Annotated in this window: 12 protein-coding genes; 5 read left to right on the plus strand and 7 right to left on the minus strand. The window is 72.6% G+C overall.

Annotated elements, in window-relative coordinates:
- Positions 1-100: 100 nt before the first annotated feature.
- The 5 genes from ACFVYL_RS17280 to ACFVYL_RS17300 all read right to left on the minus strand — a co-directional run bounded on the left by ACFVYL_RS17280 (position 101) and on the right by ACFVYL_RS17300 (position 6,477).
- Positions 101-1,165 (minus strand): cell division initiation protein, encoded by a 1,065-nt coding sequence (locus ACFVYL_RS17280; RefSeq protein WP_389716597.1) that lies wholly within the window; start codon positions 1,163-1,165, stop codon positions 101-103.
- A 111-nt stretch (positions 1,166-1,276) separates the two neighbouring features.
- Positions 1,277-1,756: a pantetheine-phosphate adenylyltransferase gene (coaD, locus tag ACFVYL_RS17285; RefSeq protein ID WP_389716835.1), complete on the minus strand. Its 480-nt coding sequence runs from the start codon at positions 1,754-1,756 to the stop codon at positions 1,277-1,279.
- 26 nt (positions 1,757-1,782) lie between these two features.
- A complete protein-coding gene (gene rsmD / locus ACFVYL_RS17290; RefSeq protein WP_389716599.1) occupies positions 1,783-2,376 on the minus strand; it encodes a 16S rRNA (guanine(966)-N(2))-methyltransferase RsmD in 594 nt (197 codons plus the stop codon).
- 70 nt (positions 2,377-2,446) lie between these two features.
- On the minus strand, positions 2,447-4,675 hold the full coding sequence (gene recG / locus ACFVYL_RS17295; RefSeq protein ID WP_389716600.1) for an ATP-dependent DNA helicase RecG: 2,229 nt from the start codon (positions 4,673-4,675) through the stop codon (positions 2,447-2,449).
- Between the two features lie 122 nt (positions 4,676-4,797).
- Positions 4,798-6,477, minus strand: a complete 1,680-nt coding sequence (locus ACFVYL_RS17300; protein ID WP_389716602.1) for a DAK2 domain-containing protein — start codon at positions 6,475-6,477, stop codon at positions 4,798-4,800.
- Between the two features lie 239 nt (positions 6,478-6,716).
- Here ACFVYL_RS17300 and rpmB point away from each other — a divergent pair, with 239 nt between their 5' ends.
- From rpmB to ACFVYL_RS17315, 3 genes are all read left to right on the plus strand, one after another.
- Complete coding sequence (gene rpmB / locus ACFVYL_RS17305; protein WP_150186427.1) at positions 6,717-6,902, plus strand: 50S ribosomal protein L28; 186 nt, start codon at positions 6,717-6,719, stop codon at positions 6,900-6,902.
- A gap of 133 nt (positions 6,903-7,035) precedes the next feature.
- Entirely contained in the window at positions 7,036-10,092 is a 3,057-nt protein-coding gene (locus tag ACFVYL_RS17310) for an ATP-binding protein (protein ID WP_389716605.1), read from the plus strand.
- 35 nt (positions 10,093-10,127) lie between these two features.
- Positions 10,128-11,360, plus strand: coding sequence for an FAD-dependent monooxygenase (locus ACFVYL_RS17315; RefSeq protein WP_389716606.1), 1,233 nt, complete (start codon positions 10,128-10,130; stop codon positions 11,358-11,360).
- Here the strand turns inward: ACFVYL_RS17315 and thiD are convergent.
- Both thiD and ACFVYL_RS17325 read right to left on the minus strand, forming a co-directional pair.
- Complete coding sequence (thiD, locus tag ACFVYL_RS17320) at positions 11,333-12,127, minus strand: bifunctional hydroxymethylpyrimidine kinase/phosphomethylpyrimidine kinase (protein WP_389716608.1); 795 nt, start codon at positions 12,125-12,127, stop codon at positions 11,333-11,335. The genes ACFVYL_RS17315 and thiD overlap by 28 nt on opposite strands.
- A complete protein-coding gene (locus tag ACFVYL_RS17325; protein WP_389716609.1) occupies positions 12,124-13,092 on the minus strand; it encodes a thiamine-phosphate kinase in 969 nt (322 codons plus the stop codon). Before ACFVYL_RS17325 ends, thiD begins: the two co-directional genes overlap by 4 nt.
- Before the next feature lie 209 nt (positions 13,093-13,301).
- On the opposite strand from ACFVYL_RS17325, the gene ACFVYL_RS17330 reads away from it, so the two are divergent.
- On the plus strand, positions 13,302-13,535 hold the full coding sequence (locus ACFVYL_RS17330) for an Lrp/AsnC ligand binding domain-containing protein (RefSeq protein ID WP_361720591.1): 234 nt from the start codon (positions 13,302-13,304) through the stop codon (positions 13,533-13,535).
- Between the two features lie 20 nt (positions 13,536-13,555).
- The gene (locus ACFVYL_RS17335) at positions 13,556-14,053 is read left to right on the plus strand and encodes a DUF3515 domain-containing protein (RefSeq protein WP_389716610.1); all 498 of its coding nucleotides are present in this window, start codon (positions 13,556-13,558) and stop codon (positions 14,051-14,053) included.
- The last annotated feature ends 6 nt before the right edge of the window (positions 14,054-14,059 follow it).

Consider the following 14,059-nt stretch of genomic DNA (forward strand, 5'->3'; position numbering starts at 1 on the left):
CACGGCTTGCGTGGGCAGCCTGCTTCGCGGACGCATGCGCGACCGAAGAGCCAGGATACTTGACCATCCGCTCTCGGCCCAATCCGGTCCGGGTGCTCGGCTAGCGCCCCTGTTCGTACTGGCGGAGCTGCTCGGCGCTGATCATGGTCGTGTCGAAGAGGCTGGTCTCGTCGAGCACCGCCGGCTGCTGGGGCTGGCCCTGCGTCTGGGGCTGGAGCTGTGCCTGCTGCAGCTGGCCCTGGTCGTAGCCCTGCTGCGGATAGCCGTACTGGTCGTGCTGCTGGTACGCGTACGGATCCTGCTGGCCGTACGGCTGCTGGTACCCGTACTGGTCCTGAGGCTGGTGCTGGTACCCATAGGGGTCGGGGTGCTGCTGCGGCGGCACGTAGGGCTGCTGTGCGGGGACCTGCGGGGCCCGGGCGGGCTGCTGCGGCAGGGGCTCCGCGGGCGCGGGGCCCGCGAGGTCCGCCAGGTACTCCGCGTCGGTGGTGTGGCCCTGGGCCGCGACACCCTCGCCCAGCGCGCCGAGCTCGTCGGCGGGGGCATGGCCGTGCAGGGTCTGACGGCCGCGGCCGACGGCCTCCAGCGTCTTGGCGAGGACCGCCTCGAAGGCGCCGAGCTTGGCGTCGACGTACGCGTCGGCGTCGCGGCGCAGCGTCTCCGGGTCGTGACTGCGCTCCGGGGCGTCCTCGTCCTCGTAGCCCTGCTCGTCGAGGCCGGGCCCGGTGCCGAGGAGCTTCTCGCGGCCGCGGCCGACCGAGCCGAGGGTCTTGGTGAGGACGACCTCGAAGTTGGCGAGCTTGCTGTCCACGTAGTCGTCGGCCTCGGCGCGGACCTCCTCGGCGGTCCTGCGGGCCTCGGAGAGAATGCGGTCGGCCTCGCCCTGGGAGTTGCGGGCGACCTCCGTGTCGGAGATCAGGGAGCCGCGCTCGGCGTGCGCGCTCTCGATGATCCGCTCCGCCTCCTGGCGGGCCTGCTCGACCAGCTGGTCGCGGCCGCCGATGAGCTCCTGCGCCTGGGCCAGGGAGCCCGGCAGGGCCTGGCGCACCTCTTCGAGCATCGAGAGCAGATCGGCGCGGTTGACCACGCACGAGGCCGACATGGGCATGGACCGGGCACTGCCGACCGCCCGGACGATCTCGTCGATCTTCTTCTGCACGTCCACCGTGTGCTCGCCACTCTCTACAGCTGGTTGGGAGACGGACGGGACGACTGTAAGGCCAGTGGCCGCCCGTCCGACACCGACTGACGCACTGTCAGTGGGGTGGCCGAGAGGTCACTTCTCGCCCAGGCGTTCCACGAGAGCCGCGTGGACCACCGGGGGCAGCAGGTGGGCGACGTCGCCGCCCCAGGCCGCGACCTCCTTGACCAGCGAGGAGGAGAGGAAGCTGTAGGTGGGGTTGGTCGGGACGAAAAGGGTCTCGACGCCCGAGAGGCCGTTGTTCATCTGGGCCATCTGCAGCTCGTAGTCGAAGTCGCTGACCGCCCGCAGGCCCTTGACGATGGCCGGGATGTCGCGCTGCTTGCAGAAGTCGACGAGCAGGCCGTGGAAGGCCTCCACCTCGACGTTGCCGAAGTCGGCTGTGACCTGGCGGATCAGCTCGATCCGCTCGTCGATCTCGAAGAGGCCCTTCTTCGACTGATTGATCATCACCGCGACGTGCACCACGTCGTACAGCTTGGAGGCGCGGGCGATGATGTCGAGGTGTCCATTGGTGATGGGGTCGAAAGACCCCGGACATACGGCGCGGCGCAACGTGAGTCCCTCGCTCTCCGGTCCGGTCATGGCGCGACACTTGAGTCGTCGCACGTAGAGGCGGCGCGACCGTACCAAAAGGTCCCTTCGCCGTAGCGACGGGACCTGAGGGACTCGAATCCCTCCGGCCAGCTGAATTCCCCGCCTCTTGTACTGCGTTCAACGGTGACGAGCGCGTCGGGCGTGAGCCAGCCTTCCGAGCGGAGTGTGAGCAGGATCTCCCGAAGATCGTCATCGCCGACGGCGTACGGCGGATCGAGAAAGACCAGGTCATACGGGGTGGTGGGGGCCCCGCCCCGGACGATCTGGGCGGCTTTGCCCGCTCGCACCTCCGCGCCGGGCAGGCCGACCGATTTCACGTTCTCCCTGATGGTGCGCGCCGCCCTGACGTCCGCCTCGACGAGCAGGGCGTGCGCGGCGCCGCGGGAGAGCGCCTCCAGACCGACGGCGCCGGACCCCGCGTAGAGATCGAGGACGCGGGCCCCGTCGAGCGGACCCTGGAGGGCCTGCCAGGTGGAGAAGAGGCCCTCGCGCGCGCGGTCGGACGTGGGGCGGGTGCCGTTGCCCGGCGGGACGGACAGGCGGCGTCCGCCGGCGGTGCCGGCGATCACGCGGGTCATCTGGTTCCTTCTGGCTGGCCGGTATGCGCCACGTTGGTGGGCTCTCTCCACGATATGGCGTACCCGGCGCTCAGCCCTTGTCGAGGTACCTCTCGCGCTCCGCGTCGAGCAGGGCGTCCAGGGCGGTGCGCAGTGCGGGAAGCCGCTCCAGGCCGGGGTCGTCGGCGACGACGGTGACTGCCTCCTCGCGCGCGGCGGCGATGATCTCCTCGTCCTCGATGACCGCGAGCATGCGCAAGGAGGAGCGGACTCCGGACTGGGCCTGGCCGAGCACGTCGCCCTCGCGGCGCTGCTCCAGGTCGATGCGGGAGAGCTCGAAGCCGTCGAGCGTCGAGGCGACGGCGCCGAGGCGGGCGCGGGCGGGACTGGCCTCGGGCATGTCGGTGACCAGGAGGCAGAGGCCGGGGGCCGAGCCGCGGCCGACGCGGCCGCGGAGCTGGTGCAGCTGGGAGACGCCGAAGCGGTCCGCGTCCATGATCACCATGGCGGTGGCGTTCGGCACGTTCACCCCGACCTCGATGACCGTCGTCGCGACCAGGACCTGCGTCTCGCCCGCGGCGAAGCGGCGCATCACCGCGTCCTTGTCGTCGGGCTGCATCCGGCCGTGCAGGACCTCGACCCTCAGCCCCTGGAGAGGTCCGTGCGCGAGCTGCTCGGCGACCTCGATGACGGCGAGCGGAGGCCGCTTCTCGGCGGTGGCCGCCTCCTCCGCCTTCTCCTCGGCGGACTTCTTCTTGCCGGACTTGCCGGCCTTCCTGGGCTCGTCCTCCTCGTCGCCGATGCGCGGGCAGACCACGTACGCCTGGTGGCCCTTCTCCACCTCTTCGCGCACGCGCTCCCACGCGCGGGCGAGGAAGTGCGGCTTGTCCTGCGCGGGGACGACGTGGCTGGCGATCGGGGAGCGCCCGGCGGGGAGCTGGTCGAGGACCGAGGTCTCCAGATCGCCGAAGACCGTCATCGCGACCGTGCGCGGGATGGGGGTGGCCGTCATGACCAGGAGGTGCGGGGGCTGCTTGCCCTTGCCGCGCAGGGCGTCGCGCTGCTCGACCCCGAAGCGGTGCTGCTCGTCGACGACGACCAGGCCCAGATCGTGGAACTGCACCTTGTCCTCGATCAGCGCGTGCGTGCCGATGACGATCCCGGCGTCACCGGTGACCAGATCGAGCAGGGCGTGCCGCCGGGCGGCGGCCCCCATGGAGCCGGTGAGCAGCGTGACCTTGGTGGCGTGCTCGGTCCCGCCGAGCATGCCGCCCTCGGCCAGCTCGCCCATCATCTCCACGATGGAGCGGTGGTGCTGCTGGGCGAGGACTTCGGTGGGCGCGAGCATCGCGGCCTGCCCGCCCGCGTCCACGACGGCGAGCATGGCGCGCAGGGCGACCATGGTCTTGCCCGATCCGACCTCGCCCTGGAGGAGCCGGTGCATGGGGTGTTCGGTGGCGAGGTCGTCGAAGATCTCCTTGGAGACCTTTTCCTGGCCCTCGGTGAGGGTGAAGGGCAGTTTGGCGTCGAAGGCGTCGAGGAGGCCGCCCGCCTTGGGCCTGCGGGCCACGGCGGGCAGTTGCGCGTCCGCGTACCGCCGCCTGGCCAGGGCGACTTGGAGGACGAAGGCCTCGTCCCACTTGAGGCGGTCGCGGGCGGCGGCGATGTCCGCCTTCGAATGCGGCCGGTGGACCTTCAGGAGCGCCTCGGGAAGCGGGACGAGACCTCGGCCGTCGCGCAGGGCTGGCGGCAGCGGGTCCTCGGCCTCCTGGGCACTGGGCAGCACCATGTCGACCGACTTGGCGATCTTCCAGGACTCCAGCTTGGCGGTGGCCGGATAGATCGGCAGGAGGGCGCCGGCCCAGGAGCCGACGGTCTCCCCGGCCTCGTCACCCTCGGCGCGCAGCAGTTCGTACGCGGGGTGGGCCAGCTGCATCTTGCGGTTGAAGACCGACACCTTGCCCGCGAACATCGCGCGGGTGCCGGGCAGGAGGTCCTTGTGCGGCTTGTGGATGCCCCGGCCGAAGAAGACGAGCTGGATCTGGCCGCTGCCGTCGGTGATGGTGACTTCGAGGCGCTGGCCCCTGCCGCCGTTGAACTTCAGGATGCGCGCGGTCGCGACCTGGGCGACCACCGTGACGTGCTCGTCCAGCGGGAGGTCGGCGAGGCGGGTGAGCTCGCCGCGCTCGGCGTACCGCCGGGGGTAGTGGTGCAGGAGATCGCCGACCGTGTGCAGGTCGAGGTTCTCGGCCATCACCTTCGCGGTGGCGGGGCCGACCACTTTCTTCAGGGGTTCTTCGAGCGCAGGCACGAGATCCATTGCACACCACGCCACTGACAATCCGCCGTACGTCCCCCGGATACGTGCCCGGTCATCCGGATCCGGGGGATGTGACGGCAACGGCGACGGCGACTGCGACTGCGACGGTGACGGCGACCTCTCTACTCGACGCCGATCAGCATCAGCGCCGACTGGCGGCCGCCGCGGTAGACCACGGTGTCGACCGCCAAGTACGCCTCGCGCACATGCTTCTCCAGGTGCTCCGCGACGGTGTCGGGCACGGATTCACCGAGCACCAGCGTGACCATCTCGCCGCCCGCCGACAGCATCCGGTCGAGGACGGAGGCCGCGGTGCGGGCCACTTCGGAGCCGATCACGGCGACATCGCCGTCGATCAGGCCGAGCACGTCCCCGGCCTGGCAGATGCCCGCCATGGTCCAGGACTGCCGCTCGGCGACGGCCAGTTCGCCGTACCGGGTCGCGCCGGCCGCCGAGGTCATGGCGACGACGTCCTCGTCGAAGCGCCGGTCCGGCGCGTGCACGGCGAGCGCCGCGATGCCCTGGACCGCGGAGCGGGTGGGGATCAGGGCGACCCGCACGCCTTCGGTCCTGGCCTGCTCCGCCGCGGCGGCCGCGGTGTGCCGCAGCTCGGCGTCGTTCGGCAGCAGCACCACCTCGCGGGCGTGGGCCCGGCGGATCGCGTCGACGAGCTCGCCGCTCGCGGGCGGCTCTCCCGCGCGCGCGGGCACGGTGGTCGCCCCGGACTCGGTGTAGAGCCCGGCGAGGCCCTCTCCGGGCACGACGGCGACGATGGCCCGCTGCGTACGTTCCCGGGGCGGCTGCGAAGTGGTGTGCGCGTCGCCCACTCCGAAGTGGGTGATCCGGATGCGGTGCGGGCGGCCCGCCTCCACGCCCGCCTCGACGGCCGCGCCCGCGTCGTCGACATGGACGTGGACGTTCCAGAGGCCGTCGCCGCCGACCACGACGAGCGAGTCGCCGAGCCGGTCGAGCCGGGAGCGGAGCCGGGCGACGGCGGCGTCGTCCGCCTCCAGGAGGTAGATCACCTCGAAGGCGGGGCCGCCTCCGTCGACGGGCAGCTCCTCGCACTCGGCGTCCTCCACGCGCGCGTGGGAGCCGTCCCCCGTCGCACGGGAACCGCCCGTGCTCTTGAGGGCGACGCTCTCGCCGGACAGGGCGACCACCAGCGCCCCGAGTACCGCCACGAGCCCCCGGCCGCCGGCGTCCACCACTCCGGCGCGGCCGAGCACCGCCAGCTGCCCCGGCGTCGCCTCCAGGGCCGCGCAGGCCCCGTCGTACGCCGCCCTGGCCACCGCCCCGCAGTCTCCTCCGGCACCGGCCACCGCGTCGGCCGCAGCCGTGGCCACCGTCAGGACGGTGCCCTCCACGGGATGGGCGACCGCCTGGTAGGCGGATTCGGCGGCCTGCCGCAGCGCGCGCTCCAGGACGGGGCCGTCGACGTGATCTCCCTCACCGTCCGCCCGGCCCCCGGGCACGTCCGCCTCACCGCCGATGACCTGCGCCATCCCCCGCAGCAGCTGCGACAGGATCGTGCCCGAGTTGCCCCGGGCCCCGAGGAGCGCTCCGTGCGCCATCGCGCGCACCGTCTCGGCGAGCGAGGGGAGGGCGGGATCGTGGCCCGTGAACGCCGCGTCGACCGCCTGGGAGGCGGATTCCACGGTCAGATAGAGGTTCGTCCCGGTGTCCCCGTCGGCGACCGGATAGACGTTGATGGCGTCGATCTCCTCGCGGGCCCTGCCGAGGGCGTCCAGAGCCAGTCGGCACCAGGCGCGCACCGCGACCGCGTCGAGGTTCTGCGGCACCTGTTCGCCTCCTTGACCTTCCGGAATGGACGCAGCGTAGACCCAGCGTGAACACCGGGCCCGGGGCGGGGGCCGGGCCGTCCGTGGTAGTTTCGTTCTATCGAAGCAGTCGTTGTATGCTGCTCCGGTTGCCCGATACACATCGGGACATTCCTCCTGGCAACGCCATCCCGATCATTGCACTGATCCCGGCATGCCGGGTTTAACCGTAAGTGCATCTGAAGTCTTTGGAGTGACCCGTGGCTGCCAACTGCGACGTCTGCGGCAAGGGGCCGGGCTTCGGCAACAACATCTCGCACTCGCACCGCCGTACGCCCCGTCGCTGGAACCCGAACATCCAGCGTGTGCGTGCCATGGTGAGCGGGACGCCGAAGCGCCTCAACGCTTGCACCTCGTGCATCAAGGCCGGCAAGGTCTCGCGCTGACGTCAGCGCGGCCACCTAGCTGGTTGCTGAAAGAGCCGGTCCCCTCTGGGGGCTGGCTCTTTCGTATGCGCTCAGCTCGTCTGCACTCGGGCGTTCGCCCACGCGCGTGCGGCGGGCTGCCAGAATCTGCCGAATGCGCTTCGGCATCCTCGGCCCCCTGACCGTCCGCTCCCCCGGCGGCGCTCCCCTGGACCCCGGCGGGCCGCGCCCCCGCGCGCTGCTCACCCTGCTGCTCCTGGACGCGGGCCGCACCATCTCCGTGGCCGGGCTGACCAACGGGCTCTACGGTGACGAGCCGCCCGCCGGCGCCGCGAACGCCCTGCAGTCCCAGGTCTCCCGCCTGCGCAAGCGCCTGGGCCTGGACATCGAGGCCACCCCGGCCGGCTACCGCCTCGTGGTCCGCGCCGACGACGTGGACCTGCACCGCTTCCAGCGGCTGGCCCGCGAGGGGCGCGCGGCCCTCGGCTCCGGCGACCACGTACGGGCCGCCGGTCTCCTGAAGGAGGCACTCGGCCTGTGGCGCGGGGCCGCTCTCGCCGAGCTGGCCGACGCCCGGCCCCTCGTCGCCCGGCTCGACGAGCTGCGCCTGACGGCGGTGCAGGACCGTGTCGAGGCGGATCTCGCGCTGGGCCTCGGCCCCGAGCTCGTGCCCGAGCTGCGCGAGCTGATCGCCGGGCACCCGCTGAGCGAGCGGCTCCACGGGCAGTTGATGCGGGCGCTGCACGCGGGCGGGCGGCTCGCCGAGGCGCTCACCGTCTACGAAGACGCGCGGCGCGTCCTGGCGGAGGAGCTCGGCACCGACCCCTCCGCCGAGCTGTCCGCGCTCCATCTGGAGCTGCTGCGGAGCCGGGGGCCGGCCCGGCAGCGGGGCGTGCCCGCCCAGCTGACACAGCTCGTCGGGCGGGCCGACGAGCTCGCGCGGATCGGCGCCCTGCTGGCCGGATCGCGCCTGGTCACGCTCACCGGACCCGGCGGGGCGGGCAAGACGCGGCTGGCGATCGAGGCCGCTCGCACGCTGCCCGACGTCTGCTTCGTGGAGCTGGCGCCGCTCGACGACGGTGCCCGGGTGACGTACGCGATCCTCACCGCGCTCGGGGTGCGGGACAGCTTCCGTGCGCAGGGCGGCGACACCACGGAGCGGCTGCTGTCCGCGGTGCGCGGCCGTGAGCTGCTGCTCGTCCTGGACAACTGCGAGCACTTGGTCGACGACGCGGCGCGGGTCACCGGGCTGCTGCTCGGGGCCTGCCCGGACGTTCGGGTGCTCGCCACGAGCCGGGAGGGGCTCGGGATCACGGGCGAGGTCCTGTGGCCGGTGCCGCCGCTGGCCCCGGGTCCCGCGGCCCGGCTCTTCGCGGACCGGGCGGCGGCGGTGCGGCCCGACCTGGAGAGCCCCCGCGACGCGCACGAGCAGCGGCTGACGGGCGAGATATGCGCGGCCCTCGACGGGCTGCCCCTGGCCATCGAGCTGGCCGCCGCCCGGCTGCGCACCCTCACCCTGGACGAGCTCGCCGCCCGCCTCGGCGACCGCTTCCGGCTCCTGTCGCGCGGCGACCGCACGAAGGCGCCCCGGCACCGCACGCTGCACGCGGTCGTGGAGTGGAGCTGGGAGCTGCTCGACGACGAGGAGCGGGAGCTGGCGCGTCGGCTGACCGTGTTCTCCGGAGGGGCCACGTCGGAGGCCGTGGAGGCCGTCTGCGGGGTCCCGTATCCGGAGGACCTGCTCGCCTCCCTCACGGAGAAGTCGTTCCTCGACGTGGCCGACGGGCGCTACGGCATGCTGCAGACCATCCGCGCGTTCTGTGCCCGGCAGCTGGCCGAGGCGGGTGAGGAGGAGCGGCTGCGGGCCGCGCACGGCGGGTACTTCCGGCGCCTGGCCGAGCTGTCCGAGCCCCTGCTGCGCGGCGGCGAACAGCTCTCCCTGCTGGCCGTGCTCGACGCCGAGCAGACGAACCTGGACATCGCCCTGCGCCACCTGACGCGCACCGCACCGCACGACGGGCTGCGGATGATGGCCGCGCTCTCCTGGTTCTGGCGGCTGCGCGGCCGCTACGGAGAGCGGACCGAGCTCGCCGTGGCCCTGCTGGACGCGGTGGGCGCGCGGCCACCGGCGGGCCTGTGCGAGGAGTACGTCCTCTGTCTGATCAACTCGATCGCGGGGGACGGTGACGACCCGGCCGAACCGGCCCGCCTCGCGCGCACGGACGCCTTGCTCACGGCGCTGGAGGGTCCGCTGCGGCTGCCGTACCTGGTGGTGCTCTGGTCGGTCGCGGGCGGTCCCGCGCGCGCCATGGAGGACCGGGTGCGGGCCCAGGTCGACGGCGACGCCTGGGGGGTGGCTCTCCTCGACCTCGGACAGGGCTTCAGGGAGCTGTTCGCGGGCCGCGCCGAGGCGGCCGACGCGGCCTTCGCCCGGGGGCTGACGGGCTTCGGGACGACCGGCGACCGCTGGGGCATGGCCAACTGCCTGGACCCGCTGGGGATGCTCGCCGCATGGCGGGGAGAGTGGGAGCGCGCGCTGGCGCTGCTCGACGAAGGTTTGGAGTACGCAAGGGAGTTGGCCGCGCCCGAGGAGAGGGCCGACCTGCTGCACCGGCGCGCCACGGTCCTGCTGCACCGGGGCGATCTCGTGGAGGCAGCCGCCCACTACACGCGCTCCGCCGCCCTGGCCCGCACGACCGGTGCCACCGACAAGGTGGCGACCGCACGGCGCGGGCTCGGCGACGTGGCCCGGCTTTCCGGCGATACGGCACGCGCGCGTACGCACTATGAGGCGGCTCTGGAGGCGTGCGCCGCCAACTGGTTCAGCCGAGCGGAGCGCGTGCGGATCCTGATCGGGCTCGGCCGCACCGCACTGGCCGAGTCCCACGCGCGGGAGGCCGCCGAGCGGTTCGAGCAGGCCCGGGCGCTGGCCCGCGCGGGCGGCGCGGGGGCTTCGGGCGGCGGCATCCGCTTCCCCGGCACCGGTGAACTGGCCGAGGTGGCCGAGGCGTTGGCGTCCGTCGCCGCGGAGCCCGAGGAGGCCGCCCGGCTCCTGGGCGCCGCCCACGGCCTGCGCGGCCTCCTGGTCGCCGGCGACACCGATGTCGTACGCGTCGAGGAGGCGGCCCGCGCGCGGCTCTCTCCGGAGGCGTACGACAGGGCCTTCGAGGAGGGGCGGAGCCTGCGGTCGGCGGCGGTCAGCGAACGGTAGGCGGACGGTCAGCGGCCACCCCGAAGCTGCCCGGCATGACGAACCTTCCCCACCCCACCCACAGCCTCGCCCACCTGAACGTGCTGATCTCCGGCGCCAGCGTCGCGGGACCCGCCCTCGCCCTGTGGCTGGCCCGCTACGGAGCCCGCGTCACCGTCGTGGAGAAGGCACCCGCCCTGCGCGCGGGCGGTTTCGCCGTCGATTTCCGGGGCCCGGTGCACCGCACCGTGCTGCGGCGCATGGGGATCTGGGACGAGGTCCACCGCCGTCAGACGCGCATGGGCCGCCAGACCGTCGTGGAGGCCGACGGCAAGGAGCGGGTCGATCTGCCCGCGTTCTTCATGAGCGGCGATGTGGAGATCTTCCGCGGCGACCTCTCCGAGATCCTCCACGAGCGCACCGCGGACCGGGTGGAGTACGTCTTCGGGGACTCCGTCGCCACGCTGAGCGAGGACTCCGAAGGCGTCGACGTGACGTTCGAGCGCGGTGCTCCCCGCCGCTTCGACCTGGTGGTCGGCGCCGACGGACTGCACTCGCACACCCGCCGTCTGGTCTTCGGCGACGAGTCGCGCCACCTGCGGCACCTGGGCTACTACGTGGCGGGGTTCGCGGTCCCCAACCACCTGGGCCTGGACCGGACCGCCCGCATCTACAGCGAGCCCGGCCGCACCGTAATGATCAACAATTATGGGGACGACCCCGGCCGGGCGGGGGTGGCCCTGGTCTTCCGCTCCGACCGGCTCGATCACGACCGGCACGACATCACGCAGCAGAAGAAGATCCTCGCGGACCGGTTCGCGGGCATGGCCTGGAACCACGCCACAACGGCCCTGGAAGGCCTCCGGAGCGCCGAGGACCTCTACTTCGACGCCATCGCGCAGATCCACGTCGAGCGGCTCTCCCAGGGCCGTGTGGTGCTCCTCGGGGACGCCGGGTACGGCGCGACGATGGGCGGCATCGGCACGGGCACGGCCCTGGTCTGCGCGTACGTCCTGGCCGGTGAGCTCGCGGCCGCGGGCGGCGACCACCGGGCCGGGTTCGCCGCGTACGAGGCGGAGATCGGGGCGTACGCCCGGGGCTGTCAGAAGTCGTCGGGCAACGCCGGGCCCTTCCTCGCCCCGCCGACCGAGAAGAAGATCCGCAGCCGCGACCGGGCGTACCGCGTGCTCAGCTCCCGCCTGGTGGCGGGCCTCTTCAAGAGGCTGACGGAGCGGGCCGCGAGCGACCTCGTGCTCAAGGACTACGCCCGCCCGGACCGCCAGCCGTGATCCACCGGGCCGATCCCGCCGCCGAGCGCGAACCCGGCGGCGATCGCCCCGGTCACGTACTCCTTGGCGGCCGTCACGGCCTCCGGGACGCTTCGCCCCTTCGCGAGCTGCGCCGCGATGGCGCTGGCGAGGGTGCAGCCCGTGCCGTGCGTGTGGCGGTTGTCGTGGCGCGGCGCGCGCAGGACGTGCTCTTCGGAGCCGTCGGTCAGCAGGTCCACAGCGTCGCCGCTGAGGTGGCCGCCCTTGATGAGCACCCACTTCGGTCCGTACGCGAGGACGGCGGCCGCCGCGCGCCGCAGGCCGTCCTCCGAGTCGACCTCGACGCCGGTGAGTTGGGCCACCTCGTCGAGGTTGGGCGTCGCGACCGTGGCGACCGGCAGCAGTGCGGTGCGTACGGATTCGAGGGCGGACGCCGCGAGCAGCGAGTCGCCGTGCTTGGAGACGCCGACCGGGTCGACGACCGCGGGGGCGTCCGTGCCCGCGAGCAGTTCGGCGACCGTCTCGACCAGTTCCGCGGAGGCGAGCATGCCGGTCTTCACGGCCTGTACGCCGATGTCGTCGACGACGCTGCGGTACTGCGCCCGCACCGCCTCGACGGGGAGCTCCCAGAAGCCCTGGACGCCCAGGGAGTTCTGCGCGGTGACGGCCGTGACGACGCTCATGCCGTGCGTCCCGTGGGCGAGCATCGTCTTCAGGTCGGCCTGGATCCCGGCGCCGCCGCCGGAGTCGGACCCGGCGACGGTGAGAACGCGCGGCGGCGCGGTCACTCGGCTTCTCCGTTGTCCCCGAAGTGGTCCCAGCCCTTGCTGGTCCACGGCGCGCCGTCGACGGTCACCTGAGGCAGCGCCGAGGGGTTGAGAACCTCGCCGATGACCTTCCAGCGGGCGGGCAGTTTCACGTCCGGCGGGAAGGTCGCCACGATCGCGTGGTCCTCGCCGCCGTTGAGCACCCAGTGCAGCGGGTCGACGCCGACGGCCTGCCCGATGTCGTTCATCTGCGTGGGCACGTCGACGTCTCCGGAGCGGATGTCGATGCGCACCTTGCTGGACTCGGCGATGTGCCCGAGGTCGGCGATCAGGCCGTCGCTGACGTCCGTCATGGAGGTCGCGCCGAGGCCGGCGGCCGCGGGGCCCGCGTGGTACGGCGGCTCGGGCCTGCGGTGGGCCTCCACGAAGGCGCGCGGCGAGCGGAAGCCGCGGGAGAGCACCGCGTGCCCGGCGGCGGACCAGCCGAGCCAGCCCGTCACGGCGACCACGTCGCCGGGCTGAGCACCCGCGCGCGTGACGGGCTCGTGGTTGCGCAGGTCGCCGAGGGCGGTGATCGCGACGGTGATGGTGTCGCCGCGCACGACGTCACCGCCGACGACGGCGGCGCCCGCGACCTGGCACTCGTCCCTGAGGCCGTCCATCAGCTCGATGGGCCAGCTCGCGGGGAGCTCGGCGGGTACGACCAGGCCGAGCAGCAGCGCGGTCGGCACGGCGCCCATGGCCGCGATGTCGGCGAGATTCTGCGCGGCGGCCTTGCGGCCCACGTCGTACGCGGTGGACCAGTCGCGGCGGAAGTGCCGCCCCTCAAGGAGGATGTCGGTGCTCGCCACGACCCTGCGGTCAGGAGCGGACACGACCGCCGCGTCGTCACCGGGGCCGAGCCGTACGGCCGGCGTGGAGGTGAGCCGCGAAGTGAGCTCTCTGATGAGCCCGAACTCCCCCAACTCGCCCACGGATCCCTTCACCGAGTCTCACCATGCCCTTTCACGCTGCCCGGCCCCCGGTCGCGAGCCGTGTCTGTCGTCGGTACGGTCGAGGTGACCGTCAACTTCTGTTGTCCGTCCACCACGATGTGCGCGCCACAGGCCACCCGGGTCTCCCCGTGGCGAGCGGCGACGCGGTACCGTGGCGTCCCTTCCCCCCACATGATCCTCGTGGCCGCCCTGGAGGTTCCGTGGTACAGGCGTACATCCTGATCCAGACAGAGGTCGGCAAGGCGTCGACCGTCGCCGAGCTGATCGGCAAGATCGCAGGAGTGATCCAGGCCGAGGACGTGACCGGACCCTACGATGTCATCGTGCGCGCCCAGGCGGACACGGTGGACGAACTCGGCCGCATGGTGGTCGCCAAGGTCCAGCAAGTGGACGGCATCACCCGAACCCTGACCTGCCCGGTCGTGCACTTGTAGCCCCCGTCTACCCTGGCCCGGTGAACATCCCCCGTCTCCGGCGCCGCTGCCTCGCAGGCACATCCGCTGTCGCACTGCTGATCACGGCGGCAGCCTGTTCAGCTACGGACGACGAGGCGTCGGTGGTGGTTCCTTCCCCGGCCGCGAAGGCCGCCGGACTCTGCCGGGACCTGCACGAACAGCTTCCGGAGGAGATCGACGGGCTGGGGCGCACCGACCCGGGACCGAAGTCCGAGCTGACCGCCGGGTGGGGAGACCCGGCGATCATACTGCGCTGCGGTGTGCAGCGGCCCCCCGAGATGATCGATCCCTCGTACGCCAGGGACAACGGCGTGCGGGTGAACGGCGTCGCCTGGCTCCTGCAGAAGCGCGACGACGGCTCGTACACCTTCACCACCGGGGCGCGGCTCGCCTATGTCGAGGTGACGCTGCCCAAGGAGCGGACGGGGGACGGCCTCGGTCCGCTCACGGACTTCGCCGCCCCCATCAAGAAGACGATCCCCAAGGGCATTGCCTGACCCCGG

Origin of the sequence: Streptomyces sp. NPDC058308 (genome assembly GCF_042880275.1) — a bacterium.
In the GTDB taxonomy this organism is placed as follows: Bacteria; Actinomycetota; Actinomycetes; order Streptomycetales; family Streptomycetaceae; genus Streptomyces.

Excerpts from the sequence above, each read along its gene's own strand:
- ACFVYL_RS17310 (WP_389716605.1), top strand. The coding sequence starts at position 7,036 with ATGCGCTTCGGCATCCTCGGCCCCCTGACCGTCCGCTCCCCCGGCGGC.
- recG (WP_389716600.1), bottom strand. The coding sequence starts at position 4,675 with ATGGATCTCGTGCCTGCGCTCGAAGAACCCCTGAAGAAAGTGGTCGGC.
- ACFVYL_RS17315 (WP_389716606.1), top strand. The coding sequence starts at position 10,128 with ATGACGAACCTTCCCCACCCCACCCACAGCCTCGCCCACCTGAACGTG.
- rsmD (WP_389716599.1), bottom strand. The coding sequence starts at position 2,376 with ATGACCCGCGTGATCGCCGGCACCGCCGGCGGACGCCGCCTGTCCGTC.